Genomic DNA, 26,941 nt, shown 5'->3' on the forward strand with positions numbered 1-26,941 from the left:
TGCAAACGTCTATTTAAATATTTGCTGCTAAAATGAAGTCCAATGCCCCACAAATAGCCGCAACCTGTGCCCTATTGCATACCTCAGGGGTCGCGTTCGGGCTATCCGGGTATACTTCAGTGGTAGTAACATACGGCGCATCCGTCATTCCGCCACAAAGATGAAGCTTTTTCTTGTCGTAACAGATAACACCTTCACTTTGCATCGGCTCGCCAATAAGACAACCTTTGTCGTCGGCTGGCGCTATATGCGTAACATGACTGACCGCTTCCACTACCGCTTTTTGAAACTCCAGTTGCGGCTTTTGAGCATCCGCCACGGTATAAAAGCCATCGGGGATATTCCAGTTGTGATTTACCGTGCCTTCCCGAGCCGCCAGGGCCGGACGAAACTCACTGTTGTCGGTGTCGGTGGTTTCATGCAAATCAATATGCGCCAGGAAAGTGGTATCCAGCGAGGCTAAAAATGCCATGATTTGCGCGGCTTCGGGCGCCGGGCTATCGTTATAAAAAGACCGGTTTGGATCCAATGCCAGCGGATCCCAGCGGTTGATCGTTTCATATCCCCACGGGCTGATACACGGCACCACCACAATGTTAAACCGTGAAGCATACAGCGCCATTTCGTTATTTATGAAATGCAGTGCGCCTTGCACGCCACTGGTTTCATAACCATGGACACCACCGGTAACCAGGACCGTAGGTTTGGTTTGGGACATGGGTTCACTGATAATGGCATGTAAAGGATAGCGTGCTTCATCGTAGGGCAATGCACCATACTGAACCACTGAAAAGCCTTTCATATCGGTGGGTAATTTTGCTAAAACCTCATCGTTGTAGCTGCGCTGAACAGATTGCCCGGCCAGCCACTGGGCCTTGTGTTCATCGTTCCAGGGTTTGCCAGGTTCCCCAATGGAATAAGACTGCATAGTTCCACTCTTTGTTACAAAAAGAGTAAATACTAACATAGCCGCCAGTTGGCTTCAGTTGAGCGCCACTTTTTTTACATTAATCGTCATTTATTTTTTACAGATTAAGCGTTGCCTGGCAGAAAAAGTCGGTTAGCCAGTGAATTTTATCTGTGCTAGTTTGCCTTCTCTTTACCCAGCAAATGGAGATTGCACACTATGAAGCCAGCTGTTTCGTTACTTACTTTGGCGACGCTTATCGCTTTTCAGCCAACCTCCCAGGCCGTGGCCGATGAGTTTACCGATACCTATCAGGCCTTTCAGACGGCATACAAAAAAAAGATTTAGCCACAAGTGCAAAGCTGGCGCATGAAAGCTGGAAGCTGGGTGAGCAAAAGTTTGGTGAAGACAGTGAACAGGCTATGAAGCTTAGGTATTCACTGGCCAATGTATTGATGGAAGCCGAACAACTTGAGCCGGCATTAGTGCATTACCAAGAAGTGGTCGATAATTATCGGGTGCATTATGGCGATAGCCACATCGATACGCTGTATTTATATATTGATGTAATCAATTATCTTTACCCTCATGTCACGGAACTCGGCAAGCCAGCAAGGGACTTGTCTCAAAAAGTAGCAACCCGGCTGGTGGAAGACGCTGACGAACTTCCCTCCCTGGCGGGTGAAGCAAAAGCGCATTTTTACGCCGAAGCCGCCCAGGCACTGGTTAGGGCGCCTATGCTGGCCACCAGTACACACAACGTGATCAACTTTTACAAAGAAGCCGATAAAGTGGTTTCGAGCCAGTGGGATGAAAATGATGCCCGCACCCTGCAAACACGCTTTTTTTTGGGTAAGGCTTACGAACTGGCGAATAAAAAACAGGATGCCGTACAAGCCTATGAATCGATTGTAGCCGGTTTTGATAATGAGACAGAGTTCACACATCCATTAAAACTTATTACGCATGCCAGACTGGTGGCACTATTTGAAAAAGATGGAGACTCTGAAGCCGCTACAAAGCATTGTCGTGCTATCGGAGAAATGAAGCCATGGGATCCTTCTCAACAGCCTGAGCCTATATATCGGGTAAATCCACAATATCCGATGACGGCGGTCCGCCGAGAAAAAGAAGGCAGTGCCTATCTTTCGTTTATCGTGAACAGCCAGGGTATGGTTGAAGATGTAAAAGTAGAGAAAGTAGATGGTTATCCGGGATTTGGCAAGAATGCGCTGCTGGCGGTTGAGCAATGGCGCTATGCGCCGCAGTTTGCAGATGGACAACCTGTTGACTCTGAGCGAATTAATCTTCAGATGGATTTTAAATTGGAACACTAAGCACGGATAGCGGCGATTATCGGTTTATTGGTAATGGTAACGCGGGATTTAACGTCTTTTGAAAGTAACAATTGAGGCCTGTTCCCGCCTCGCAAAAACTGACCACTACTGAGGAAGTGACTCCGCCTCTGCGACTATGGATGTTCAATACTGCCCCATCGTTGCAGTTAAGATAATCAGATTTTGATACCCGCGTTCAGATACAAGGGTTCAAATATAAGGGTTCAAATACAAGGGTTCAAATACAAAAACGGCGCAATACTGCGCCGTTTTTAATGATAGCTACAGACGTTTATTTGTCGTCGTCTTCTGGCATATCAACATCAACTTCTGGAACTTCTACTGTTTCTTTTTCAGTTTCAACATCGATCTCTGGTACTTCTACCGTTTCTTTCTCAGTCTCCACATCAACATCAGCAGTGTCCACGTCATATTCAGGCATTTCACCGCCTTCAACATCAACATCTGGCATCTCGCCATCTTCTGTTTTCTCTACCTCATACTCAGGCATTTCTCCGCCTTCCGCTTCCACTTCTGGCATCTCGCCTTTTTCTGTCTTATCAACATCACAACCTGTGATGGCGAACACGATTGCAGACAGGGCGATTATTTTATGAAATTTAGTCATGACATCCTCCAAGATAAAATACAATGTATATTAAGCATATGCTGTACCACTTTTAAGTACTCGTTATCTGAATTTAAAGTTTTACGTTTATCAGGCTTGTATGCAAGTGAGGTAAGGTACGGTAAAAAAGGTCAGTTGGATGTGTAAAACTAAAATTCTTTTCAAAAACAGGGTAGTTACCTACCCTAATTGCGCAATGAAGTGAGCAATTTTTTCGTGGTAAAAAGGACTGCTGGCTAATTCTAAGCTGGGCAATGGTCTGGCAAATATAATAAAGATCCCAGAATCCTGACCTGCGGATACAAAAAAACCAGCCGAATGGCTGGTTTTAATATATGGCGTCCCCTAGGGGATTCGAACCCCTGTTACCGCCGTGAAAGGGCGGTGTCCTAGGCCTCTAGACGAAGGGGACAAAAAATCTTCTTTCGAAAGCAAGCTTTCGAGATTTTTTGTAAGGCGAATCACATTTATATGATGAGCGACCTTAACCTAAGAACAGCTTAAATAAAGAAACCGTGCTTCTTTAGATTTTCAGTAAGGTGAAGTGAGCCAGCGAACTGAGCAACCTTACTCTTACTGAATGATTCTAGTCCTGAGGAATCTCACCTCTGACCTACCCCAAAAGCAAGCTTTCGAGATTTTTTGTAAGGCGAATCACATTTATGTGATGAGCGACCTTAACCTAAGAAGCGTTGCTTCTTTTTAAAAATGGCGTCCCCTAGGGGATTCGAACCCCTGTTACCGCCGTGAAAGGGCGGTGTCCTAGGCCTCTAGACGAAGGGGACAGAAATTTGGATAAAGAAGCTTCGCTTCTTTAAATTTCTGTAGGGCGAGGTGAGCCGGCGAACCGAGCGACCTTACTCTACATTTATTCTGCCACGAAAGCGTTAACTTCCGGCCTGTTTTTTCAGTAAGGCGAATCACATTTATGTGATGAGCGACCTTAACCTAAGAAGTGTTGCATAAAGAAGCGTTGCTTCTTTTTTAAAAATGGCGTCCCCTAGGGGATTCGAACCCCTGTTACCGCCGTGAAAGGGCGGTGTCCTAGGCCTCTAGACGAAGGGGACAGAAATTTGGATAAAGAAGCTTCGCTTCTTTAAATTTCTGTAGGGCGAGGTGAGCCGGCGAACCGAGCGACCTTACTCTACATTTATTCTGCCACGAAAGCGTTAACTTCCGGCCTATTTTTCAGTAAGGCGAATCACATTTATGTGATGAGCGACCTTAACCTAAGAAGTGTTGCATAAAGAAGCGTCGCTTCTCTTTTAAAAATGGCGTCCCCTAGGGGATTCGAACCCCTGTTACCGCCGTGAAAGGGCGGTGTCCTAGGCCTCTAGACGAAGGGGACAAAAAATCTTCTTTCGAAAGCAAGCTTTCGAGATTTTTTGTAAGGCGAATCACATTTATGTGATGAGCGACCTTAACCTAAGAACAGCTTAAATAAAGAAACCGTGCTTCTTTAGATTTTCAGTAAGGTGAAGTGAGTCAGCGAACTGAGCGACCTTACTCTTACTGAATGATTCTAGTCCTGAGGAATCTCACCTCTGGTCTACCTCAAAAGCAAGCTTTCGAGATTTTTTGTAAGGCGAATCACATTTATGTGATGAGCGACCTTAACCTAAGAATCTGCAAAGACGTTATCTTTGCGGTCACAAGTCGAAGACTCATGATTGGAATTTGGTGGAGCCAGGCGGGATCGAACCGCCGACCTCTTGCATGCCATGCAAGCGCTCTCCCAGCTGAGCTATGGCCCCGTCTTTCACATTCCCAACACACCTGCATTTGTGCGTGTTGTTCCGTGACAGCGGGGCGCATTCTAGGCATACCCCACTGCCCTGTCAACGGTTTTTTTGAGAAAAACTAAGAATTTTCTCTGTTTGATATAAAAGTAACCGCTTTGTCGATTCTTTGCTCAACTTTATGCTTTGAAAGGAGATTTAGGGTTACATCCAGAGACGGTGAGTTCCCTCCGCCGGTGACCGCTACGCGAAGCGGCATACCAATTTTACCCATGCCAACCTCTAATTCTTCGGCAGTATCATTAATAGCAGCCTGAATATTTTCCGGGGTCCAGCTATTTATTGTCATGAGTTTAGCTTTAACCGCAAGCAATGGCTCTTTGGCCACGGGGCGAAGATGTTTTTTTGCGGCCTTTTCGTCAAACTCTGCAAAGTCTTCATAAAAGTAGCGGCTTATCTGTGCCATTTCTTTGAGTGTCTTTACCCGGTCTGCCTGAATCGCCACTACATTTTCAAGGGTTGGGCCGCCATTAAGGTCGATGCCCTGTTCTGCAAAATGCCACTTGGCAAATGCTGCTACCTCGCTCACCGGCATGGTTTTCATATAATGCTGGTTCAGCCATATAAGCTTTTCAGTATTAAAAGCAGAGGCAGACTGGCCAATAGCATCAAGGCTGAAGTGTTCAATCATTTCACTGAGGGAGAAGATTTCCTGATCGCCGTGGGCCCAACCAAGACGAACCAGGTAATTCAACACTGCCTGGGGCAAAAAGCCATCATCACGATACTGCATAACACTTACCGCGCCATGACGCTTTGACAGTTTTTTACCGTCGTCTCCCAAAATCATCGACACGTGGGCGTAATAAGGTACCGGCGCGCCTAATGCTTCTAAGATATTAATCTGGCGTGGTGTGTTATTAATATGGTCTTCGCCACGCACCACATGGGTGATGCCCATATCCCAGTCATCTACCACCACACAAAAGTTGTAAGTGGGGGTGCCATCGCTGCGCTGAATAACCAGATCGTCAAGCTCGGTATTACTGATCTCAATTTTTCCACGAATATGGTCGTGAATAACCACTGTACCTTCTAACGGGTTCTTAAAGCGGATTGCATAAGGTGCGTCTTTAGGATGGTCGGTGCGATCGCGCCAGGTACCCGGATAACGAGGCTTTTCCCCACGCGCTTTTTGCTCTTCACGAATCTGGTCAAGCTCTTCGCTGGTCATAAAGCATTTATACGCTTTGCCTTCATCCAGCAGCTGGTTAATCAGTTCTTTATAACGGTCAAACCGCTCGGTTTGCAGGTACGGCCCTTTGTCCCACGACAGCCCCAACCACTGCATACCATCTAAAATAGCCTGCTTAGCTTCTTCGGTAGACCGCTCAATATCGGTGTCTTCTATACGAAGTACAAACTCCCCGCCCTGGCTTTTTGCGTAAAGCCATGAATAAAGCGCAGTTCTGGCGCCGCCTACGTGCAGGTAACCCGTAGGACTTGGAGCAAATCTGGTAACAACCGACATATCAACTCTCTATAAATGAATAGGTAAAAATAGTGGCCCGTATTCTATCAGTGTTCTGGCAACTGCAAAACATTGGCCTTATCCTACCCCTGTTATGGGGCTTCAATAGCCTGAATTGATTCAAAAACAAACAAAAAAACCTAGAAAGATGCTTTTTTGTGCAAACAAACATTTTAGTGATATTTTGTTGTTGACTCTTTTCAATGCGACTCTATAATACCGCCCCACTTGCCCAAGACGGCAAAGACAAATCAAAGGACGTTTAGCTCAGTTGGGAGAGCATCGCCCTTACAAGGCGAGGGTCACTGGTTCAAGTCCAGTAACGTCCACCACTTTGATTTGTCAGTAAAATTTGATTGCGGACGTTTAGCTCAGTTGGGAGAGCATCGCCCTTACAAGGCGAGGGTCACTGGTTCAAGTCCAGTAACGTCCACCACTTCTTCTGCAATCAAATACAATATGGACGCTTAGCTCAGTTGGGAGAGCATCGCCCTTACAAGGCGAGGGTCACTGGTTCAAGTCCAGTAGCGTCCACCATCTCTTTCCAAGCTTTCACTAATATCTTCTTATATACACCTGACTACCGTTCAATGCTTCAACCGCTTCGCGGCGAGTCGCAGCAGCGTCCACCATCTCTTTCCAAGCTTTCACTAATATCTTCTTATTTACACCTGACTACCGTTCAATTGTCCACTACCCCTAAACTGAGACAGACTTAATTGGAGTTTTCTGCAATGATTAATGCAGGAGACGACAATGAAAAAATCACGCTTTACTGAATCACAGATCATCGCTGTGTTGAAAGAAGTCGATGCCGGAATGAAGGTTGAAGAGGTGTGCCGCCAGCACGGTATCAGCAATGCAACTTACTACAATTGGAAATCCAAGTACGGTGGGATGGAAGCCTCTGACGTTAAACGGTTAAAAGAGCTTGAAGAGGAAAATGCCAAGCTCAAGAAGATGTATGCCGATGTCAGTCTGGAAAACCATGCTATTAAGGAGTTGGTCGCAAAAAAGGGTTGGTGACAGCAGAGAAACGAGAGTGCGTCAGCGTATTGGTTGGTGCGGGGCTGAGTATCGTAAAGGCTTGCCTGTTTGTTGGTATTGGCCGTTCGACCTTCTATCGCCCCCAACGAGACTGGCGCAAAGCAGATGCTGCTGTCATTGATGCCATCAATGCAGAATTGAAGAAGTCGCCACGGGCGGGATTCTGGAAGTGTTTTGGGCGTATGCGTTTTAAAGGCTTTGCCTTCAATCACAAACGCGTTTATCGCGTGTACTGCCAGATGGGGCTGAACCTGAAGCGCAGAACCAAGCGTGTGTTGCCCAAGCGGATAGCTCAGCCCCTGGAAGTGCTTGCTCGGGTTAATCATCAGTGGGCACTGGATTTTATGCACGACACACTTTATTGCGGTAAACGCTTTAGAACGTTGAATGTGGTGGATGAAGGTACAAGAGAGTGCCTCGCCATCGAAGTGGATACCTCTTTGCCTGCGGGCCGTGTGGTGCGCTTGCTAGAGCAACTCAAGGCCGAGCGCGGATTGCCCAAGCAGCTGCGCGTCGACAACGGCCCGGAACTGATATCAGCGACGCTGGCGGATTGGTGCGAAACGCACAATATCAAACTGATTTACATCCAGCCTGGCAAACCACAGCAAAATGGCTTCGTCGAGCGCTTCAACGGCTCGTTCCGCAGAGAGTTCCTGGATGCTTACTTGTTTGAAACTATTTATCAGGTCAGAGAAATGGCCTGGGTCTGGCAACTGGATTACAACGAAGAACGAACTCATGAAAGTCTCGGTGACCTGCCTCCGGCAGCGTATCGGGCGAAACTGGAAAACTCTAATTTAGAACTGTGTCATTAAAGGGGGAGTGGACACAATGCTTCAACCGCTTCGCGGCGAGTCGCAGCAGCGTCCACCATCTCTTTCCAAGCTTTCACTAATATCTTCTTATTTACACCTGACTACCGTTCAATGCTTCAACCGCTTCGCGGCGAGTCGCAGCAGCGTCCACCATCTCTTTCCAAGCTTTCACTAATATCTTCTTATTTACACCTGACTACCGTTCAATGCTTCAACCGCTTCGCGGCGAGTCGCAGTAGCGTGCGCAACCTCTTTGCTACATCAATATCTCAATTCAAAGTCTATCCGGTTTTTGTTTGTATTAACCTTGGCTTGCTTTGTCTACCGATAATTTGTTCTACCGGGGCGGCGTGTTGCAGCAGTGTGCCCTCAATCAGTACGTGACCTCCCACCATCACTGGCAATGAGGTTAGCAGGTAAATGGATAACGCAGTAAGTGATGGCTTCATAGCACCCCCATGCTTTCTCCTTTTGTTCCCGCTGCTAACCAGGCACATAAAAACCCTGCCCGTCACCTCTATTCAGTTTGACCTACACTTGCCAATCCGAGGTGGATCCGGCTCTGCTTCAATACTGCTCCGCTTATCATCCTTTCTAAAAACTTTCTCAACTTCTCAACGCCTTAACATTTTGGCTGATATACCTCCGTATTAAATTTTATTTGGATATATCTGCTAAGCTTTCATATCCTTGCTAGTTGTTTGGTTTTTACGCATCAGGGCACCCTCTGTATGTCTGGTTCATAGGTTGTGCAAGCGGCAGCTGCCGCAATATAAACATGATGATGGAAGCGCCTTTTTAATGAATTTCAATGATTGAAATCATCGCCTTATAAAGTGTGCGTTAAAAACCTTCTAAAACAGGGTACCAAAAGGAAATTTAATAGGCTGCTCATGGCAATATGAGGTACAGAAAAGTTTAGCAGAGATTGATACTTACACCCTGACAGTATAGGTATCGAACAATGTTCTTGTTTTGGCGGCTTAATAAAAATATGCACAGGTATATGTCTAAACAAGATAAGTTAACCAGGGCAACAAACGTGACTAATCGTAAAAAAAGAAGCGCCGTGATAGGCTCGTTATTGCTTCTGGTATGCAGCAATAGCTATGCCGGGAACGATGATCTGGAGTTATCCGGCTTTGCCAGAGTGGTGGGTGGCTATTTAGATGCATCTTCCGTTAGCTATGAAGGCTATGATAATTCAATTAGCTTTTCAGAGAAGTCGCTTGTCGCGTTGCAAGCGGACTACAGGTTAAATACAAGCCTTTCAGTTTCTGCGCAATTATTGCTCCACAGCGACGAGGATAGAGAATCAGGGATAGAATGGTTATATCTAACCTATATGCCTACCAAGGCTCTCCAGTTCAATGCAGGTCGTCTGCGTACCCCGTTTCTAAAATACTCAGATGTCATCGATGTCGGTTTTTCTTACCCGTGGGTTATGGCCCCGCAACAGCTTTATAGTAGCTACCTGTTTTCTCAATATGAAGGCGTAAATGCGCGATATCGCACGGGTTTTAACGGCATAAACTTTGATTTTGAAGCGTATTACGGGCAATACGATGGCGACTTACACACCGGCGGGCAGAATGTCGATGTTGATGTAGATGGCATGTTTGGCGGCGTGATAGAGCTTAATTATAAGGGCTTTCAACTTAGAGCGTCTTCGACTAATGGCAGTAATGTTTCTGCTGAAATCGAAGAATTAGAGCCATTATTACAAGCGCTTAATGCAGCGGGTTTTGATGACATTGCTGAAAGTCTCGATATTGATGATAAAGCCAGTGCGTATCTGTTTGGGGCGAGTTATGACTCAATTAACGGCTACATTAGTGGAGAGTGGATGAAGGTATCCTCCGACACTGAAATCTTTGCAGACATCAAAAGCTACTATGTTTCTGGTGGTTATTACATTGACAACGTTCTTTTACATGCCACCTATGCAGTGTCGTCTCAGTCTATAAATATAATTGATAACACCATTCCTACTGGCATTTCCCCACAATTGGATGCGCTTCATAACTCCATAGACCAGGTAAATGATTTCTTCCAGCCGGGAGATTTTCATTCCTTTACGGTTGGCGCCCGATGGGACTTTAAACACCATATGGCGTTAAAGGGGGAAGTCTCTTTTTTAAATAATAAAGACGGGCAAACCTCTTATCTGGAATTGCAACCCGGCAAAGAAATGTTTGACCGGAGGGCAACGTTATATCAGGTGGCTCTGGAATGGGTATTTTGATGCGTCGTCTACTTGCGAGTCTACTACTATTTTTTATATGTAACATCGCGTCGGGCGCAGAACGCGTAATTGTTGTAGCTAATACTGAAGAACACGACTTCACCCTGAAACGGACCGATATAAGGGAGCTGTTTATGAGTGGCTCATCTCCCTTCAACGCCACACTGTCACCTGTGACCATCGCTCCCGGGGCTAAAAGCAGAGCTATCTTCAATACTCTGATCATAGGGCTACCCGAATCCAGAATTCAGGCATATTGGGCACAGATGAAGTTCAGTGGCAGGCTGACTCCGCCTAAAGAAGTAAGAACGGTAGAAGACATGCTCGATTATCTCTCTGGTACCGCTGGAACCATTGGTTACCTGCCAGAGAACACTTCACTACCTGCTCACTTGCAGGTGGTCTATAAAACTCGTTAAACAAATATCGTACTAGATGACAAATTTATCAGCACGGCGGGCGAGTAGTTCTTTTAATGGCGTGGGTCTGCTATACAGAAACCCCTGAAGTATTTCACAGCCTTTTTCTATCAGGAATTCAGCTTGTGCTTTAGTTTCAACGCCTTCCGCGCACACCAATAGGTTGAGGCTCTTGGCCATCTGTATAATAGCTACGGTAATCTGTTCAGAACGCTCTGATTGCCCAATCTGACTAACAAATTGTTTATCTATCTTAAGGGTATCTATATTAAATTCGGTTAAATAGCTAAGCGAGGAATACCCCGTACCAAAGTCATCAAGAGATAAATGACAACCGGAGATCTTCAGTGCTTCAAAGAAGCTATTGGCGTAGCCAAAGTTGTTCATATAGGCGGTTTCGGTTATCTCAAACTCAATATGTTTGGCGGGGATATCATTGGAAGCTAACCCCCCAAGGATAAAGTCTGTAACCTCAGAGCTGTTAACATCCTGGGGACTCAGGTTTAATGAGATACTGATATTTTCGCCAAACTCTTTAATAAGTAATGGCAGTTCTTCACAAGCGCGCTTTACCACCCATAAAGTAATTTGTGAAATTTTATCGGTTTGTTCTGCAATGGGAATAAACTCCCCCGGTGATACATGACCCAACACCTCATCGTACCAGCGAAGCAGAACTTCGAATCCGATTATATTTTCTTTAGGTCCTACTTTAGCCTGATAAGCAAGATAAAAATCGCCGTGGGCTAAACCATGTGATATACGAGTCGATACCTGGACTTTCCGGTGGGTTGCTTCATACATACTCAGGCTGAACCACTCGTAGCGCGCCCTACCCTCCTGCTTTGCCCGATACATAGCAACATCGGCATTGGTAATGAGGGTCGAAAGTTCATAATTGCAATTGCTGGCAAGCGCAATACCCATGCTAATCGTTGAACCCAGGCGTATACGGTTAATATTGTGAGTATTATCTGCGGCTTTAAGCAATTTAGATGCTATGTTCTCAATTTCATCCCGAGATGACACGTTATCGATTAAAACGAGAAATTCATCGCCCCCTAAGCGCCCTAAAGTAGCGTTGTCAGGTAGACTCTGATTCAGGAGCGAGCTAATCCGAAGCAGTAATTTATCACCTGTATCGTGTCCAAAAGAATCGTTTATATCTTTAAAACCGTCTACATCAATAAACATTAAGGCCACTTCACTGTTTGTCATTTGAGCTCTGGCAAGTAGTGCAGCTAATTTTCGCATTAAATGTTGCCGGTTAGGGAGGCCGGTTAGCACATCAAAATTGGCCAACTTCTCCATTTCTGACTGTTGTTGCTCAAGAAGCGCAGTTTTTTGATTATTCAGTTCCGACTGTAGCTTGATGTTGGTCATCATATTGTTGAACGCCCGAGACAGAGCGGCAGTTTCAACCTTACTTGTTTCGGGGACCTTTACATCATAGCTTTTTTCATCGACTACACTGTCCATTGTCTTAATCAGGTTTTCCAGAGGTTTGAGTGAACGCCGATGCAAACGTGTGGTAAGCAGCAGAAACACAAGGATGAGCACCACAACCGAGGGCGTAACTAAAGTAATGTAGCGAAGTCTGCTTTCTTTTATTGCATCTTCCAGATTAAAAGCAAGCACCAGTTTACCCATTGGGAAACTGGTTTCGCCAATACTTTTGATGACAACCACTTTAGAATGTATGTGGTGCAGCCCCTCGGGTAAATTTTCAACTATTGAGTCATCGCTAAGGAGCGATACTTCTGCTGTTTCAACAGTAGCTGTTAAAGAGTGCTGGTCCGCTTTCTGATTCGCAGAGCCAATGTAAGAATTTAATAAAACACCGTCATTTCGGTATATTCCAGCACTTTGCACATACTCATACTCCTCTAGCCTGAGCAGGACCTGTGCCTGATTAAAGCTTCCCGCGGGCTCACCCATTACGCCGAGTAGATCAACGGCCATATTTTCAGCTGTAGCATTAACTTCTGTAGCCACAAATTCGATGTACAGTTTTTCGTAGACATAAATGGACAGGCCAATAATCAAGCCACTAACTATGGCAATAGAGGCTATTGTATGGAAGGAAATTTCAGAACGAAGGCTTTTCAAAAACATAAACTAACAATGCGACCTTTCCTGGACAAAATTAATTCAAAGCAGAGCAGTGGGCCTTTCCATGCCTTCAGAGTCAGACTACAACTAAGTAGATCAGCCTTCTAAGAAGTAGCACAATCATGACGGGAAAACCAGAAGGAATTCGATTCCACGCCGCCCTTTATATACGCTTTCCACGCCGCCATCTGGATCACATCAAGTCTCCTCACACTTTTAATTGTGCAAATTTATCGAGCAGGAAGCTCGGTGTAGCTTTGTGCACAAAGAGTGGTGTCGGCTAAACATGGACAACGGCTAAACATGGACAGTCACTAAAGCTCAGCGTGCAAGGTTGCCCGAAAGGCTCGGCATTTTGAATCAGGCGCTCAACTAGCGCCAGAGCCATTCGTTGTTGTGAAAAAAGAAGAGGTCACAGTTATTCTCTACTCTTTATTTTAACTGCGGTTGAGCGGGCAGATATAACTGCCCGCGAAGCTGATACGCAGCCCAGTCAGCTCCCCGCTGGTACTATTTTCTGTGCTGCCATCTATCAAAAGTGAGCTCATGGCTGCGCTTGCAGTCTTGTTGAAAAGCACTCCGCAACTCCTGTGCAATACTTTGATCCAACGACTAAACTCGGACAGTCACTTACACTCCTTTGGTACAGTTGGACTCTGAGCTAACTCCTGCACAATTGAAACACCCGGCCACATTTTGTTTAACTTCATGCCCAGACCACGTAAGTATCTTATCAATCTGTCAGATACCCCTTACTATCACTGTGTATCTCGCTGTGTGCGCAGAGCATTTTTGTGCGGAAAAGATAAGCAATCGGCCAGGTGTTACGAACATCGCCGCCAGTGGGTTGAAGAGCGATTGTTGCTGCTGGCTGAGGTGTTTTGCGTGGACGTCTGTGCCTATGCAGTTATGAGCAACCATACCCATGTGGTGTTGCGCATCAATAAACAAAAAGCCGATTCTTTATCTATCAAAGAAATCATCAGCCGCTGGCATAAGCTTTACAAAGGTATGCTATTAGCCCAACGTTATATCAACCCGGCTGAGAGCAAAGCACTTTCTGAGGTGGAAATTGCAACCGTTAAAAACCTCGCGGAGGTCTATCGTCATCGACTGTGTGATATCAGTTGGTTTATGCGGTTACTTAATGAGTATATTGCCCGGAAAGCAAATAAAGAAGATGGTTGTACCGGACACTTCTGGGAAGGGCGATTTAAGTCTCAGGCATTATTGGATGAGGCAGCTTTAGCAGCCTGTATGGCCTATGTAGATCTGAACCCGATACGCGCCTGTTTAGCAGAGACACCTGAGGACTCTGCACACACTAGTATTCAACAACGCATTGAGGCTGCTAAGGCTCACCAACAGCCCCGCCACCTACTCCCCTTTACTGAAAACCCCAAAGACACGATGGCCGATGGTTTACCTTTTCGGTTTCAAGATTATTTCGCCCTGGTCGAGTCAACCGGACGTCACTGTCAGCCTAAAAAGCGAGGTAAAATTGATGATCCTGCCTCCCCTATCCTTTCCCGCGTGGGTATGGAACAGACTGACTGGAATGAACTGGTGGCTGGAATTGAAATTAAATTTAAAACCACCGTCAGCCTTGAAAAACTACTGGCGCAGCGCAAGAGAAATGTAAATTGCAATTCAGCATAACCGCGCTAAATCTTTGACTGCCCTGCCCATCACATCATCGCGCCTCTCGACACTGAGCGAGACGTTTTCTCGCCTCAAATTTATAATCTGATAGACTTTTTTGCAAAAAAGCGGCAGATAAACTGGCCCCTGGCAAAACTATTAATGCAATACATCAAATAAACCGAAGAACTTCATCATAAAGCAAAGCAACTTGTAGCAGATACAGTGTGTGACTGTCCTTCACTACGACTTTTACTACGACTACGTTTTCTTTACTACGCTTTTGTGACTGTCCTTTGCTGCGCTATTCTAGTTCAGCCTTTGCCGAACGATATGAGTTTATTGCCGGCGATGCATCTGTGGAAACCCAAATATGCATCGCCGCGGTAACTGACGAGAAGTTAGCCTTGCGGAAAAGCGTAAAGCGGTTGCCTATAGCTAGTTCAATGTCCAGAACCGAACACTTTCGTATGAAAATTGTGGCCAATTCATTGAAGTGCAATGGAGATTATGTAGCCAACTTCGCTAGTAAGTACGATGCGTCAGACACCTACCAGTATCTAAACAGATATAGTCACTCGTCCAAACGACTGACTCCAATAACTTCCATCAGAGACATTACTGCAAGGGTTGAGAATGAGGATGATGATAAAGTGATTCAAATATTGGTAGCGAGCCGTTAACTGAACAGCCTTTAATCGCAAAAGTATTAAAGTCGACATAGTACCGTGCAAAGCTTGGCCACATAAAAAGGGCCTTCCGGCCCTTTTTTTAATCATTAGTCTGAGCAGCCTGCTGTCTAAGAGCTCAGCGCCGATTCAGCGTTATTGAGTGATAGCAGGATTGAGTTTTTTAAAACGAATTATTCCATACTCTAAGTCGAATTTGTTTTTCTATCTCTATGATAAAAAACATAATTACACCGACCGTTATAATCAAGACGCCATCAAATAAATTAATTGCCTGAGTTTCAAAAACAGTTTGAAGCCATGGCAAATAAGTAATCGCAAACTGCCCTAAAGTAACCACAATAACTGCGGCCCAGACGACGCGGGTGCCAAGCACGGCCTTGCGAGTTAACGAGGTCCCATACATATTTCGTATAAAAAACAGATGAAATATTTCCAACACAACTAATGTGTTCATGGCGATGGTTCGTGCCAAAGCTTCTGAATACCCCCTAAAGATGGCGTATTCATACATACTAAATACGCCAACAAGAAAAAGGCCAGCGACAAGTAAGATATGCCACAAAAGCCCACCTGCTAGCAAAGATTCATCGTGTAATCTAGGCGGTCTTTGCATGGTATTTTCTTCTGTTGGCTCAAAGGCTAGCGCGATTCCCAGCGTCACCGCTGTTATCATGTTAATCCATAAGATTTGGATAGGGGTAATCGGCAGATTCAAGCCCAGCAACAAGGCCAGGACGATAGTCAATGCCTCGCCCGCATTGGTCGGTAGTGTCCAGCTGATTACTTTTTTAATATTGTCATAAACGGTACGACCTTCTCTTACAGCTGCGACGATTGTAGCAAAGTTATCATCCACCAATACGATATCAGATGCTTCTTTGGCCGCTTCGCTGCCCGTTTTACCCATTGCAACTCCGACATCAGCCCGTTTAAGTGCAGGCGCATCATTAACGCCATCTCCGGTCATGGCCACGGTCATATTATTCGCCTGTAATGCCATGACCAGGCGTAACTTTTGTTCTGGATTAGTCCGGGCAAAGATGCCGGTTTCGCCGACAATAGACTTCAGTTGCGCATCCTCTATATTATCTAATTCCTGACCGGTTAATACTCTATCACTGTTTCGAAATCCCAGTTGTTTTCCAATAGCAGAGGCAGTAATAGCATGATCACCTGTGATCATTTTCACATCGATACTTGCACGATGGCATTTTTCAATAGACTTCCTTGCCTCCTCGCGCGGAGGATCGATCAGACCTGTTAAGCCCAGAAATATCAACGAGTCTTGCATATCCTCATGGTTAAGTACTGTATGTTGAAATTCCACGGTTTTTATCGCGAAAGCGAGAACGCGCCGGCCTCTGGAAGCAATGGTATTCGCTTTTTCTTCCCAATACTTAGTATTCAGCCGTTCGACTTCATCACCACAAGCTCGTTGTTTAAGGCACATAGACAGTATCGTCTCTGGCGCCCCCTTGAGGTATATAAGCGCACGCTGTCCTTGATGATGTTCAAGCGTCGCCATATATTTGTGTTTACTATCAAACGGGACAATATCAGTACGTGTCCATTGATTTCTAATCTTGTTTCTATCAATTCCGATTTTTGAAGCAAGAGCAAGTAAGGCTATTTCCATTGGATCGCCGTCGCCGGACCATAGTTCGTTTTTTCTAATCAGTTCCGCATCATTGCAAAGTGCAGCTGCCCTACCTAATTCTTTTAATGAGGGATAATCCTGTCCGTTGATAACAGAATCCTCTATTTCAATATCGCCGCATGGAGCATAACCCACTCCCTTAACCGTAAAGTGCTCACTACTTGTTACTATGGTATCCACCGTCATTTCATTGCGGGTGAGAGTCCCTGTTTTGTCGGTGCAGATAACCGAGACTGAGCCCAGGGTTTCAATTGCGGGAAGTCGCCGAACAATCGCACTCCTTTGTGCCATCAGTTTGACGCCTACTGCTAGCGTGATGGTTAACACCGCAGGTAACCCTTCGGGAATGGCGGCTACGGCGATGCCAACAACAGCCATAAACAGACTGGTAAAATCGTGATGTAAAACGAAATAACCGAAAAGAAGCATGAGTACTGAAATGGCGAGGATGAACAAAGTAAGCCACCGTGCAAAAACCCCCAATTGCGATACTAAAGGTGTTTCCAGCGTTTGAACTGCGTAGAGTAACCCACCGATTCGACCGATTTCAGTTTTTGCTCCCGTCGCGATAACGACGCCCATACCTTGCCCACTAGTGACCGTAGTGCCACTGAATCCGATACAAAACCGATCGCCAAGCGGCGCATCCATCGGCACAGCTGTGGTCTGTTTTTCAACAGCTACCGACTCTCCTGTCAGTATGGACTCTTGAATTCGTAAACTATGGGATTTTAAAAGCCGTAAATCAGCGGGTAACTTGTCACCAGCTTCCAGGTACACAATATCACCGGGCACCAGCTCCTCTCCCGCTATGACTTGATGTTTACCATCGCGTTTCACCGAAGCAAGCAACGCGAGCATCTGACGAATCGCTTGCATCGCTTTTTCAGCCTTACCTTCCTGATAATAGCCGATGATTGCGTTTATAATTACTACAGCAACAATAACAAAGGTATCGACCATGTGACCGAGTAGCGCTGTAATACTAGCCGCACCAATAAGGACGTATATCAGGATATTGTTGAAATGGGATAAGAAGCGCAGTAGTTGACTTCGCTGAGCAGGTCCGGGAAGTTTGTTTGGTCCGAAGGTTTGTAAACGCAACATTACTTCATCTGCACTTAAACCTTCAAGTGTCGACTCGAGAGCACATAGCGCTTCATCAGATGTTTGGTTATGCCAGCTTTGATATTCTTGCATAGTGATGAAGATAGAGTTTATCCACGCATTTGTCTAAACAAAACTTTAAAGCTAGCGACATTGAAAAGCCGCTTCAAATCAGTTTCTGAATGTCTGCTAGCAATTAAAATCGATTCAAATTATTGAGATAGCCGGGCATCTCTTGTTCGCTCTTCGCTTCACTATCAATGTATGCACAAAACAGTATTATCATAAAATACCTTTCAATAGTTGATTTCAACGTCGCATTGGCAACAGGTTTGTTTCTTTCACGAGCAGTTATAAGCCTCAGACGGCCCCCTTCTTTCGTACCTTTATAATTGTTGTATATTTATTTGCCACTTACCAACTGGTCAGCCCACCACAGGACAAGAAATTTTGGTTAATTATTTTTTGCTGACAAGAACATTAAAACACTGATAAGCAAACACAAATTTCACATTACCTGTTTGAGTGCTCAGTTTTTCTTCTGAAATATGACAATGTAGCAACAAATCTGTCAAATATCTGTCACTTACCCTGCCTAATCTCCAGCGTGCGTTTGAGTAAAAGCCCAAAGGAAAACAGCTACTTGCTCTTAAGGACGCCCACCCACAACCGATTTTAATAAAATGTTTAGGTAACAATCATGAATCGTAACTGGAAAATAGCATGCACAGCAGTAGCAATGGCGGTCTCGGCCGGGCTACAAGCTGCAGTATTGCCAGAGCATCAAACAAACAGCGCATGGTACACCGACGCACAAGCAAAATTGACTAAGAAACTGACCACGAATAATAAATTCAAAGCTAAGAACGTCATCCTGTTTGTGGGTGACGGTATGGGTATTTCTACCCTGACCTCTGCTCGTATCCACAAAGGGCAATTAGCCGGCAATCCCGGTGAAGAAGGCTATTTAAGCTTCGAATCTTTTCCCTACACCGCGCTTGTTAAAACATACAATGTCGATGCACAAACACCCGATTCAGCCGGCACCATGACAGCGATGATGTCAGGCCTTAAAACCGATGTAGGCGTTATTGGTGTTGATGAAGACATTGAACGCGGCGATTGTTCTACCGTGGCGGGAAATGAGGTTATTACTGCCCTTGAACTGGCTGAAATTAAAGGCCTTGCTACCGGGATTATTTCTACCGCACGTATCACTCATGCTACGCCCGCCGCAACCTATGCAAAATCGGCTGACCGTAACTGGGAAGATGATTCAGATATGCCTGAAGCCGCCATAGCCGCCGGCTGTGTGGATATTGCCGATCAGCTGGTCAACTTCGAGTCTTATGTCGAGGGCCGTTACACAGGCGTAGACATTGACGGTATTGAAGTCGCCATGGGCGGTGGTCGTCGACATTTCCTGCCGAAAGACGCAGCGTTTAACAGCCCGGATGCACAAAGCGAGGTAGAAGGCGATCGTACCGATGCACGTAACCTTATTGCTGAATGGCAGGACCAGTATGAAAACGGCGTGTACGTATTCGACCAGGCTGGCTTTGATGCTATTGAAACCGAGTCAACAGAGCGCATCTTCGCCCTGTTTAATGAGTCGCATATGCAATATGAAGCCGACCGCGGTAACGATATTGCCGGAGAGCCGTCCGTAGCAACAATGACACGCGCGGCCATTAATGTGCTTGATAACAACGATGAAGGCTTCTTCTTAATGGTTGAATCGGGTCGAATAGACCATGCTCACCATGCCGGCAACGCCGCTGGCGCCCTCACGGATACCCTTGCCTTTGAACAAGCGGTTATGACTGCGGTTGAAAATACCGACCCAGAAGAAACGCTCATTCTTGTAACTGCCGACCATGGCCACGTATTTACCATTGCCGGTTATCCTAAACGTGGTAATCCAATTCTGGGGAAAGTTGTCAACGTAGGCTCAGAGGAGCCCGCCACTGCAGCAGACGGTAGGCCATACACCACATTGGGCTACACCAATGGCCTGGGTTTTCGCAATTTAGGCGACGAGACCGACTCAGATGCCACTTATGCGTTGGATAACGCCGCTGGCCGTGTTGATTTAACCAATATCGACACAACACGTCCGGGGTTTCACCAGGAAGCACTCATTCCGTTAGGCTCTGAAACCCACTCAGGGGAGGACATTGCCCTGCATGCCACAGGGCCCGGCAGCCAACTTGCACAAGGCGTGGTAGAACAAAGCGTTGTTTTCCACTTAATTAATCAAGCCCTTGACCTTGTTAACGAATAAGTGGAGATAAGCAAATGAATGTATTTAAGTTAAGCATAATTGCATTAGCCATTGCCGGGTTATCGGCCTGTTCTTTAGAAGGCGATGATGGCCAGGACGGCGCTGATGGCACCGCTGGTGTTGATGGCGCGGCGGGCGCAGACGGTAATAATGGTTTAAACAGCCTTACTGTACAGACCGACTTACCTGTGGGCGACGTCAACTGTCCAAACAGCGGTGTGCGCATAGACTCTGGTTTAGATAGCGACAGCAATGGCTCGCTGGCCGACGGGGAAATCACATCTACCAGCTTTGTGTGTGAACGGGGTGTCGAGGCTGTGGGTAGTAGTGAAATTCTGACCAGCTTAAACAACGAATGGTTTGTGGCTGGGCAGGCAGAAGTTCAGGACAATAAACGGGCCTGGCTTGATGCCCCATCTGGCCCCTCTGCTGCGTCGTCAAACGTGCGGGTGACGACAGCTAATTCTAAACAAGAGCTTAACGCCATAGTTGCAAACCTTCGCGGTACAGCGAAAAACGTTATTCTTTTTGTTGGCGATGGAATGGGCGTTTCAACAGTAACCGCCGCGCGTATTCTGGATGGCCAGAGGAAAGGCTTAGCGGGAGAAGAGAACCAGTTAAGCTTTGATGCTTTCCCATTCTCCGGTTTATCAAAAACCTATAACGTGGATGCACAAACCCCTGACTCAGCAGGCACAATGACCGCTATGATGAGTGGTATCAAAACCGATGTAGGTGTAATCGGGGTTGATGAAGATATTGAGCGCGGTGAATGCAACACAGTAGCGGGTAATGATCTTGTCACGGCGCTTGAGCTGGCAGAAATGGCGGGGAAATCTACGGGCATCATCTCAACCGCGCGCATCACCCATGCAACCCCTGCTGCTACTTATGCAAAATCAGCCGATCGTAACTGGGAAGATATCTCAGACATGCCTGAAGCAGCGGTAACAGCCGGCTGCACCGATATTGCTGATCAGCTGGTTAAATTTGAGGCCAATCTTGAGGCCAGGTTCGCAGGTTCAGATGTGGACGGTATCGAAGTGATAATGGGCGGCGGTCGTCGTCATTTTCTGCCCAAAGATGCCGCGTTTAATAGCCCGGATGCGGCCAGCAGCACAGAAGGCGACCGCACCGATGGCCGTGACCTGACCGCAGAATGGCAAAACCTGTACACCAATGGCGTATACGTGTTTGACCAATCAGGTTTTAACGGTTTAGCCACAGAAACCACTGAACGTGTATTTGCATTATTGAACGAATCCCATATGCAATATGAAGCCGACCGCGGCAACGATATTGCCGGTGAACCTTCAATAGCAGAAATGACACGCACTGCCATTAAGGTGCTCGATAACAACCAGGAAGGTTTCTTTCTGATGGTTGAGTCGGGTCGTATTGACCATGCCCACCACGCCGGAAACGCATATGGTGCTTTGCACGATACTATCGCATTTTCTGAAGCAGTTGCTGCCGCGGATGAGCTAACTAATGATGAAGACACGCTTATCATTGTTACCGCCGACCATGGCCACGTGTTTACGATTGCCGGCTACCCGAAACGCGGTAACCCAATTCTGGGAAAAGTCGTGAACGTAGGGTCTGACGAAGCAGCGACGGCAGCCGACGGCATGCCATACACTACGCTTGGTTATACCAATGGGCTTGGCTATAGAAACTTAGGTGATGAGACTGACTCAGATGCGGCTTACCTGACTGCAACAGATCCCGGACGTAAAGATATCAACGATGTAGACACCACGACCCCTGGCTATCATCAAGAAGCATTGGTGCCACTTGGTTCAGAAACACACTCAGGCGAAGATGTTGGCATTTATGCTAAAGGCCCCGGGGCATTCTTAGTAAGTGGCACGAATGAACAAAGCATTATCTTCCATGTTATGGACTTTGCCGGTGATTTTGCAGCACAAGCAGAAAACGCAATGGAATAAGTGCTATCACCATAAATTCTTGGTCTTAGCTTAAGCGCCAGGGCCAGTGTACCTTTCAGAGGGGAGCCGCCCGCTCCTCTCGTTTTGGAGCAAAAATGAAAAAACTACTCTTTCTTATCACGGCTTATAGCCTTACCTTTACTTTGCAGGCCGCAGATAGCAACAAAATGTGCACAGTAAACAGTCAACAGGTTAAGGCCGACTATGCAATAACCAGCACCTGGCATACCGCGACGGGCGAAAACGTGCGCAGCAGCTCGTTGTCACTGTGGCGTATGGACAACAAGGTGGCGCACCAGTACCCGGCCACCCAGATTACTGAAGTTTACACACTGGTTCGTAATAAGCTGATAAAACCCGTACGTTACTTCGACAACCACCAGCGCGCCATCGAATATCAGCCGGGTGAAACTATACATGGAAAAAGAGAGACTGATTTTTCTTACCGTTATCAGCTTATCAGCGACACTTTTATCGATAAGATGACGCTCGTGGGCTCTACTGACAAAAATTGCAATCAAACAAACACATACGAACTTAAAACAGCGACAAGCTTCTTTAAATTGGTGTGGCGGGTAAAGCACCAATTGATAGAACGCTTCGAGATTAAGCAAGACAATATGCACCGCATCTGGACACTCACAAATGCTGACTTTGATGCAGATATAAGCACATTTTTTGCTAAACGCGTTGATTATCAATCAACAGATTTTGCTGACATTGGTGATGATCATACCGACCCATTTCTTACAAGAATGGTCACGCAGGGCTTTATTGAAGCTGGTGCGAGCGGCTTCTACGACCAGCATGGTAATGCCCTGGAAGGCGAGCATAATCACTGAGCAAAGCAAATTTACATAAAGAAGAAGTGAACTCAAAGCTAATCCGCCCCAAGCCAGCTAAATAAGGGCAACGGTCAGTTCGGGTTTAAGCTGGTACGCTTTAAAAACCCGAAAAACCCATGCTGCCCACGCAATGCCACAGTTGTCGGCTGGCTATACCACCAGCCGACAACTGTGGATGTCTTTATTTTTGCACCTGTTGTTAGGTGCTCATATTTTCAACTTCTTCTTCGACCGGTTTACCGGCATCATTAAATTTGGCAATATCAGCGTTTTCATCCTCCCACCGCTCGCGCTCCTCATCGGTGGCTTTGGGTGAGAACCAATCAAGGTAAGCGTAAAGTATTCCTATAATTGGCGCGGTCCAACATGCAAACGCCAGGGGGATATACAATAAGTTTTCTAAATTGTCGCCAGAAATGCCCAGTCCAAGGGCCGATATCACGAACGCCCCTCCGGCATTCCAGGGGATCAGGGGAGACATTAAGGTACCGCCTTCCTCGACCCCTCGCGACAAATTCAGTGTCGAGTAGCCCATGCCGCGATAAACCGGGGAAAACATTCTGCCTGGTAGCGCCACTGACAAGTATGGGTCGCCTGCCACCAGGTTGGTTGAAAACGCGGTTCCTACTGCGGCCACCTGCGTACGAGGAAATGTGGTCGCGGTAGTCTTTATCGAATTAATAATACTTTTCAAGCAGCCCGTGGCTTCCAGTGCGCCTCCAAACGCCAATGCAATAAGGACTAACGATATGGTCCACATCATGGACTGGACACCACCACGATTAAGCAATTCGTCTATCTCGCTGATATTGGTTTGGATGCTGTAGCCGTTGTTGGCATAATCAAACACCGCCTGCAGGCTTTGCCCCTGCATAACCATAGCGAATGCGCCCCTACCAATACACCTACAAACAGCGACGGCAGTGGAGGAAGCTTTCTGAGAGCCAGTGCCATAACCACCAGCGCCGGTAGCAACGCCCATAAAGAAATATAAAAATTGTCTTGTAACGCGGTGGTAATACCTTCTATTTTTTCGAAGGACACACTTTGTGTATCAATAACGAAAAAACCGGCGCCAAGATAAATCAGAAACGCAATTAACATGGCGGGAATGGTGGTGGCCATCATATTTTTAATGTGAGAAAACACATCCGTTCCGGTCACAGCAGGAGCAAGATTTGTGGTATCAGAAAGTGGCGATACCTTATCACCAAAAAACGCGCCCGACACAACCGCGCCGGCAGTCCAGTACATGGGAATCTCAAACCCGCCACCGATGCCCATTAGTGCCAGGCCGACCGTACCGACACTTCCCCAGCTTGTGCCTAGCGAAACTGCGACCACGGCGCATATCACCATGGCCGCTGGCAGAAAGATTTCAGGTGATAATGTTTTTAAGCCATAGTAGATAATGGTTGGCACTGTCCCACTCGCAATCCATATACCGATAATCATCCCTACCACAATCAGTACGCTTACTGCCGGTAACGCTACATGGATAACCTTGAAAATACCTTTGCGAATATCTTCCCACGTAAGCCCAAGGTAAATACCCACTAAGCTAGCCAGTGCCACTCCAATGGCGAGAGGAATATGGGGCTCAAATACACCAAAATAGAATATCTGTGTCCCCAGTATAATAAGTGTCAGAATAACAGGTGTTAGGGCAAGTGAGAGGCTTGGTGTCACGTGCTGTTCATCTGTCATGTTGCTACCTTATAGTTAGTACTGGTGACGAGCGTGACCGATAAATGTAATGTACAGGCTAAAAATCGTTGTCAGCAGACCAGTAAATGTTCGATATGAGTCGAGATAGCTACGGGTTCGTTTGAAAAATAGTTCTGGGAAAAAGCGGCAAAAAAACGATGGTGGTATTATCGGGCGCTGAACTTGAAACGTAACCCCCTGAGCATTTACACGCGATATTTTGCTGATCGCACACAAAAAGCAGCATAACTAACGTTCACTTTCCTGACAGGTAGTCGATTCCAGCGTGAGATCGCTAATAGAATGATATTTATTAAAAATTTACCTTGGTGATAGGTTTTTTATAAAAAAAAACAGCTTCTTTGGGTAGTGCTTATCCGTAATTTTTTAATATCTATAAATTTCAGGTTTCACGGGCCAGCGTCCGTCATTCCTTCGACTTACCTAATTGCTGATACCATTCACAGTAGGGCGTGTTTTTCGCAAGGTAGCGATTAAAATCTTTAGCGCCATCATCCCACCACACTGGTCCGCGTTCACCTAAAGCCACTTTTGCCGCATGCACAGAGTCCCGGGCGGCTTTTAAACGGGCATCGTCATTAGCAGACTTAGCGGCCTTAACCTCACGGCGAGCGCTCATCAGACTTTTCACATAAGACTCACGCTTATCCTCAGAAAGATGAGGATTGCTAACGCGCCACAAACGTCCGCGCACCACCATATATCGTCCATCGGGCGTTACTGGATAGTTCATGTGAGGCTGACCCTCTGTGGTGCCTGGATTACTACTCGCGGGCTATACCGGGCCGCTGTCCGGTGGCAAATTGATGCCGTTAGTTTAAGTGTGTACATAAAACCCCTGTTAGGAGCAGAAACGATCTCTTTCATTCGTTTTACACGGAAGAATGACAAAGCAAAAGAGACGCATACCGTTACTGATAAAGTCGGTACGAAAAACGCGACCTCGAGGTTTATTACCGGTGCAAAGCGGGTCAGTACGATGTATGCCCCTACTTAGCGTAGATGAAGGTGAAAATATCGGGGACGGTGAAAGAACCGATGTCATGACAATACCGTCTAAAACGTTTAATGGCAGATTTTTTGAACCGTTGCCGCTCAGCTCTCTGTAAGGCTTCGTTTAAAGGTTGGGTTTTGAGGTAACCGGTTCCAGCTGCCAGATTCCACAAGCCAAACCGAACGACTTGCTAGCCGGTTCTCCTCGGCAATAACAGAAATCCCGGTTTGAGGCTGAGTATTGGTAATTCCCATGGCATTTCACCAGAGCGAACTGATGGGTTGAGCGATCCCCTCTGGGCTTTTACAACTGAGGGTTTGAAGTGGCTGGGCTTTTATGCCTGGGGGGTTAAAGCGGCAAAACTTTTAACCGTCGCCTGTTAGGGGGGGTGGGTTAACTTTGGAAAGATTTTGCCCGCCAGTTTTGACTCAGAACTAGCGTCTATATTTGGCTCTATTAATATCGGGCATGGCCCCCACCTGAGCGGTACAAAAAAGTATATTAAGCGCAGAACATTGAGGCCTCTGCGACCATAGTCGTGAATAACTGAAGGTGTTTTTTTTCGGGCCGGATTTGGACAGAGGTAAGCGTAAACCAAAGATACGCGCCGAGTTTGGAATAAGCCTCTTTATCGTTTTATCTTAAGAGGCTGTACGTCTGGGAAGGATAAAAGCCAGGCAGCGCTATACCTCCTGGGTATACACCACCACATCTTCACTATAAACATTGTCTTCGTAAAACTGAGTATGGCTGAAAGACATGCCCAGTTTTCGCATAACTGCAATTGAGCCGGCATTCTTGGGGGCCGCTATGGCAGAAAACTTACTGATGCCAGTGAACGCGAGGCCGTCGCGAATGGCCCGGGCAGCTTCAGAGGCATATCCTTTGCCCCAGTAGGCTCGTTTAAAGCGCCAGCCCAGTTCGATATTGTCGATATCCGGATGAGAGGTAAAAAAACCAAAGGGACGAACCAGGATCCAGCCGATGGCGGTATCTGATTCTTTTTCAATGACTTTCCACAGCCCCCAGCCTAACGCCTGATTGGAATAGGCCGCCAGTCGGGGTAAAAATACAGAGTCTATCTCGGCGCGGGTACTTTTATGGCCACCATTGAGGTAGCGCATAACCTCTTCGTCCTGATCCAGTTCCCATAAAAAATCGGCATCGTGCGCGGTAATATAGTCAAACCTTAAACGGTCGGTATCAGCGAATTCCATGCTCCACCTCAATACAATTTTTCTTATTATGGTAGCGGCGT

General features: G+C 46.4%; 17 protein-coding genes, 8 tRNA genes and 1 pseudogene. 13 read left to right on the forward strand and 13 right to left on the reverse strand.

Going from position 1 to position 26,941, the window contains the following annotated elements; translation table 11 throughout:
• Positions 1–13: 13 nt before the first annotated feature.
• On the reverse strand, positions 14–928 hold the full coding sequence (locus IT774_RS10945; RefSeq protein ID WP_195809821.1) for a M14 family metallopeptidase: 915 nt from the start codon (positions 926–928) through the stop codon (positions 14–16).
• A 198-nt stretch (positions 929–1,126) separates the two neighbouring features.
• On the opposite strand from IT774_RS10945, the gene IT774_RS17770 reads away from it, so the two are divergent.
• Both IT774_RS17770 and IT774_RS10950 read left to right on the forward strand, forming a co-directional pair.
• Positions 1,127–1,255 carry a hypothetical protein gene (locus IT774_RS17770; RefSeq protein ID WP_269749763.1) on the forward strand — a complete coding sequence of 43 codons (129 nt, stop codon included), beginning with the start codon at positions 1,127–1,129 and terminating at the stop codon, positions 1,253–1,255.
• Between the two features lie 74 nt (positions 1,256–1,329).
• Positions 1,330–2,244 (forward strand): energy transducer TonB, encoded by a 915-nt coding sequence (locus IT774_RS10950; RefSeq protein WP_195809822.1) that lies wholly within the window; start codon positions 1,330–1,332, stop codon positions 2,242–2,244.
• A gap of 292 nt (positions 2,245–2,536) precedes the next feature.
• On the opposite strand, the gene IT774_RS10955 is transcribed toward IT774_RS10950, so the two are convergent.
• The 7 genes from IT774_RS10955 to gltX form a co-directional block, all read right to left on the reverse strand.
• Positions 2,537–2,872 carry a hypothetical protein gene (locus tag IT774_RS10955; protein WP_195809823.1) on the reverse strand — a complete coding sequence of 112 codons (336 nt, stop codon included), beginning with the start codon at positions 2,870–2,872 and terminating at the stop codon, positions 2,537–2,539.
• A gap of 336 nt (positions 2,873–3,208) precedes the next feature.
• Positions 3,209–3,284: transfer RNA gene (locus IT774_RS10960), tRNA-Glu, on the reverse strand.
• A 297-nt stretch (positions 3,285–3,581) separates the two neighbouring features.
• A tRNA-Glu gene (locus IT774_RS10965) sits at positions 3,582–3,657 on the reverse strand.
• A gap of 206 nt (positions 3,658–3,863) precedes the next feature.
• A tRNA-Glu gene (locus IT774_RS10970) sits at positions 3,864–3,939 on the reverse strand.
• Between the two features lie 205 nt (positions 3,940–4,144).
• A tRNA-Glu gene (locus tag IT774_RS10975) sits at positions 4,145–4,220 on the reverse strand.
• Between the two features lie 330 nt (positions 4,221–4,550).
• A tRNA-Ala gene (locus tag IT774_RS10980) sits at positions 4,551–4,626 on the reverse strand.
• A 106-nt stretch (positions 4,627–4,732) separates the two neighbouring features.
• Complete coding sequence (gltX, locus tag IT774_RS10985; protein ID WP_195809824.1) at positions 4,733–6,142, reverse strand: glutamate--tRNA ligase; 1,410 nt, start codon at positions 6,140–6,142, stop codon at positions 4,733–4,735.
• 256 nt (positions 6,143–6,398) lie between these two features.
• Here gltX and IT774_RS10990 point away from each other — a divergent pair.
• From IT774_RS10990 to IT774_RS11015, 6 genes are all read left to right on the forward strand, one after another.
• A tRNA-Val gene (locus IT774_RS10990) sits at positions 6,399–6,474 on the forward strand.
• A gap of 28 nt (positions 6,475–6,502) precedes the next feature.
• Positions 6,503–6,578: transfer RNA gene (locus IT774_RS10995), tRNA-Val, on the forward strand.
• A 25-nt stretch (positions 6,579–6,603) separates the two neighbouring features.
• Positions 6,604–6,679: transfer RNA gene (locus tag IT774_RS11000), tRNA-Val, on the forward strand.
• Between the two features lie 219 nt (positions 6,680–6,898).
• A protein-coding gene (locus tag IT774_RS11005; protein WP_195809581.1) for an IS3 family transposase occupies positions 6,899–8,007 on the forward strand; the annotation gives its coding sequence in 2 pieces (ribosomal slippage) (positions 6,899–7,151 and positions 7,151–8,007; 1,110 coding nt in all).
• 1,006 nt (positions 8,008–9,013) lie between these two features.
• Complete coding sequence (locus IT774_RS11010) at positions 9,014–10,252, forward strand: hypothetical protein (protein WP_232364960.1); 1,239 nt, start codon at positions 9,014–9,016, stop codon at positions 10,250–10,252.
• The gene (locus IT774_RS11015; protein WP_232364961.1) at positions 10,240–10,671 is read left to right on the forward strand and encodes a hypothetical protein; all 432 of its coding nucleotides are present in this window, start codon (positions 10,240–10,242) and stop codon (positions 10,669–10,671) included. The genes IT774_RS11010 and IT774_RS11015 overlap by 13 nt, the downstream gene beginning before the upstream one ends.
• A 12-nt stretch (positions 10,672–10,683) precedes the next feature.
• Here the strand turns inward: IT774_RS11015 and IT774_RS11020 are convergent, their stop codons facing one another.
• Positions 10,684–12,786: a bifunctional diguanylate cyclase/phosphodiesterase gene (locus IT774_RS11020; protein WP_232364962.1), complete on the reverse strand. Its 2,103-nt coding sequence runs from the start codon at positions 12,784–12,786 to the stop codon at positions 10,684–10,686.
• Positions 12,787–13,491: 705 nt separating this feature from the next.
• Here IT774_RS11020 and IT774_RS11025 point away from each other — a divergent pair.
• Both IT774_RS11025 and IT774_RS18055 read left to right on the forward strand, forming a co-directional pair.
• Entirely contained in the window at positions 13,492–14,442 is a 951-nt protein-coding gene (locus IT774_RS11025) for a transposase (protein ID WP_195812275.1), read from the forward strand.
• A gap of 341 nt (positions 14,443–14,783) precedes the next feature.
• Positions 14,784–15,107, forward strand: a complete 324-nt coding sequence (locus IT774_RS18055) for a DUF3718 domain-containing protein (protein WP_408641215.1) — start codon at positions 14,784–14,786, stop codon at positions 15,105–15,107.
• Positions 15,108–15,276: 169 nt separating this feature from the next.
• Here IT774_RS18055 and IT774_RS11035 read toward each other — a convergent pair whose 3' ends face one another.
• Positions 15,277–17,973 carry a cation-translocating P-type ATPase gene (locus IT774_RS11035; protein ID WP_195809826.1) on the reverse strand — a complete coding sequence of 899 codons (2,697 nt, stop codon included), beginning with the start codon at positions 17,971–17,973 and terminating at the stop codon, positions 15,277–15,279.
• A 607-nt stretch (positions 17,974–18,580) separates the two neighbouring features.
• Here IT774_RS11035 and IT774_RS11040 point away from each other — a divergent pair.
• The 3 genes from IT774_RS11040 to IT774_RS11050 all read left to right on the forward strand — a co-directional run bounded on the left by IT774_RS11040 (position 18,581) and on the right by IT774_RS11050 (position 22,958).
• Positions 18,581–20,164: an alkaline phosphatase gene (locus tag IT774_RS11040; RefSeq protein ID WP_195809827.1), complete on the forward strand. Its 1,584-nt coding sequence runs from the start codon at positions 18,581–18,583 to the stop codon at positions 20,162–20,164.
• A 14-nt stretch (positions 20,165–20,178) separates the two neighbouring features.
• Complete coding sequence (locus IT774_RS11045) at positions 20,179–22,116, forward strand: alkaline phosphatase (RefSeq protein WP_195809828.1); 1,938 nt, start codon at positions 20,179–20,181, stop codon at positions 22,114–22,116.
• Positions 22,117–22,361: 245 nt separating this feature from the next.
• Positions 22,362–22,958 carry a hypothetical protein gene (locus IT774_RS11050; RefSeq protein ID WP_232364963.1) on the forward strand — a complete coding sequence of 199 codons (597 nt, stop codon included), beginning with the start codon at positions 22,362–22,364 and terminating at the stop codon, positions 22,956–22,958.
• A gap of 202 nt (positions 22,959–23,160) precedes the next feature.
• Here the strand turns inward: IT774_RS11050 and nhaC are convergent.
• The 3 genes and pseudogenes from nhaC to IT774_RS11065 form a co-directional block, all read right to left on the reverse strand.
• Positions 23,161–24,668 (reverse strand): annotated as a pseudogene (nhaC, locus tag IT774_RS11055) (Na+/H+ antiporter NhaC).
• A gap of 427 nt (positions 24,669–25,095) precedes the next feature.
• The gene (locus IT774_RS11060) at positions 25,096–25,422 is read right to left on the reverse strand and encodes a hypothetical protein (protein ID WP_195809829.1); all 327 of its coding nucleotides are present in this window, start codon (positions 25,420–25,422) and stop codon (positions 25,096–25,098) included.
• A 944-nt stretch (positions 25,423–26,366) separates the two neighbouring features.
• Positions 26,367–26,900, reverse strand: coding sequence for a GNAT family N-acetyltransferase (locus IT774_RS11065; protein WP_195809830.1), 534 nt, complete (start codon positions 26,898–26,900; stop codon positions 26,367–26,369).
• Positions 26,901–26,941: the final 41 nt, after the last annotated feature.

The sequence above is a fragment of the Salinimonas marina genome (assembly GCF_015644725.1).
Classification (GTDB): domain Bacteria; phylum Pseudomonadota; class Gammaproteobacteria; order Enterobacterales; family Alteromonadaceae; genus Alteromonas.

Bases quoted from the DNA above. Each gene is read 5' to 3' on its own strand.
- IT774_RS10945 (WP_195809821.1), bottom strand. From the start codon at position 928: ATGCAGTCTTATTCCATTGGGGAACCTGGCAAACCCTGGAACGATGAA.
- IT774_RS17770 (WP_269749763.1), top strand. From the start codon at position 1,127: ATGAAGCCAGCTGTTTCGTTACTTACTTTGGCGACGCTTATCGCTTTT.
- IT774_RS10950 (WP_195809822.1), top strand. From the start codon at position 1,330: ATGAAGCTTAGGTATTCACTGGCCAATGTATTGATGGAAGCCGAACAA.
- IT774_RS10955 (WP_195809823.1), bottom strand. From the start codon at position 2,872: ATGACTAAATTTCATAAAATAATCGCCCTGTCTGCAATCGTGTTCGCC.
- gltX (WP_195809824.1), bottom strand. From the start codon at position 6,142: ATGTCGGTTGTTACCAGATTTGCTCCAAGTCCTACGGGTTACCTGCAC.
- IT774_RS11010 (WP_232364960.1), top strand. From the start codon at position 9,014: ATGTCTAAACAAGATAAGTTAACCAGGGCAACAAACGTGACTAATCGT.
- IT774_RS11015 (WP_232364961.1), top strand. From the start codon at position 10,240: ATGGGTATTTTGATGCGTCGTCTACTTGCGAGTCTACTACTATTTTTT.
- IT774_RS11020 (WP_232364962.1), bottom strand. From the start codon at position 12,786: ATGTTTTTGAAAAGCCTTCGTTCTGAAATTTCCTTCCATACAATAGCC.
- IT774_RS11025 (WP_195812275.1), top strand. From the start codon at position 13,492: ATGCCCAGACCACGTAAGTATCTTATCAATCTGTCAGATACCCCTTAC.
- IT774_RS11035 (WP_195809826.1), bottom strand. From the start codon at position 17,973: ATGCAAGAATATCAAAGCTGGCATAACCAAACATCTGATGAAGCGCTA.
- IT774_RS11040 (WP_195809827.1), top strand. From the start codon at position 18,581: ATGAATCGTAACTGGAAAATAGCATGCACAGCAGTAGCAATGGCGGTC.
- IT774_RS11045 (WP_195809828.1), top strand. From the start codon at position 20,179: ATGAATGTATTTAAGTTAAGCATAATTGCATTAGCCATTGCCGGGTTA.
- IT774_RS11060 (WP_195809829.1), bottom strand. From the start codon at position 25,422: ATGAACTATCCAGTAACGCCCGATGGACGATATATGGTGGTGCGCGGA.
- IT774_RS11065 (WP_195809830.1), bottom strand. From the start codon at position 26,900: ATGGAATTCGCTGATACCGACCGTTTAAGGTTTGACTATATTACCGCG.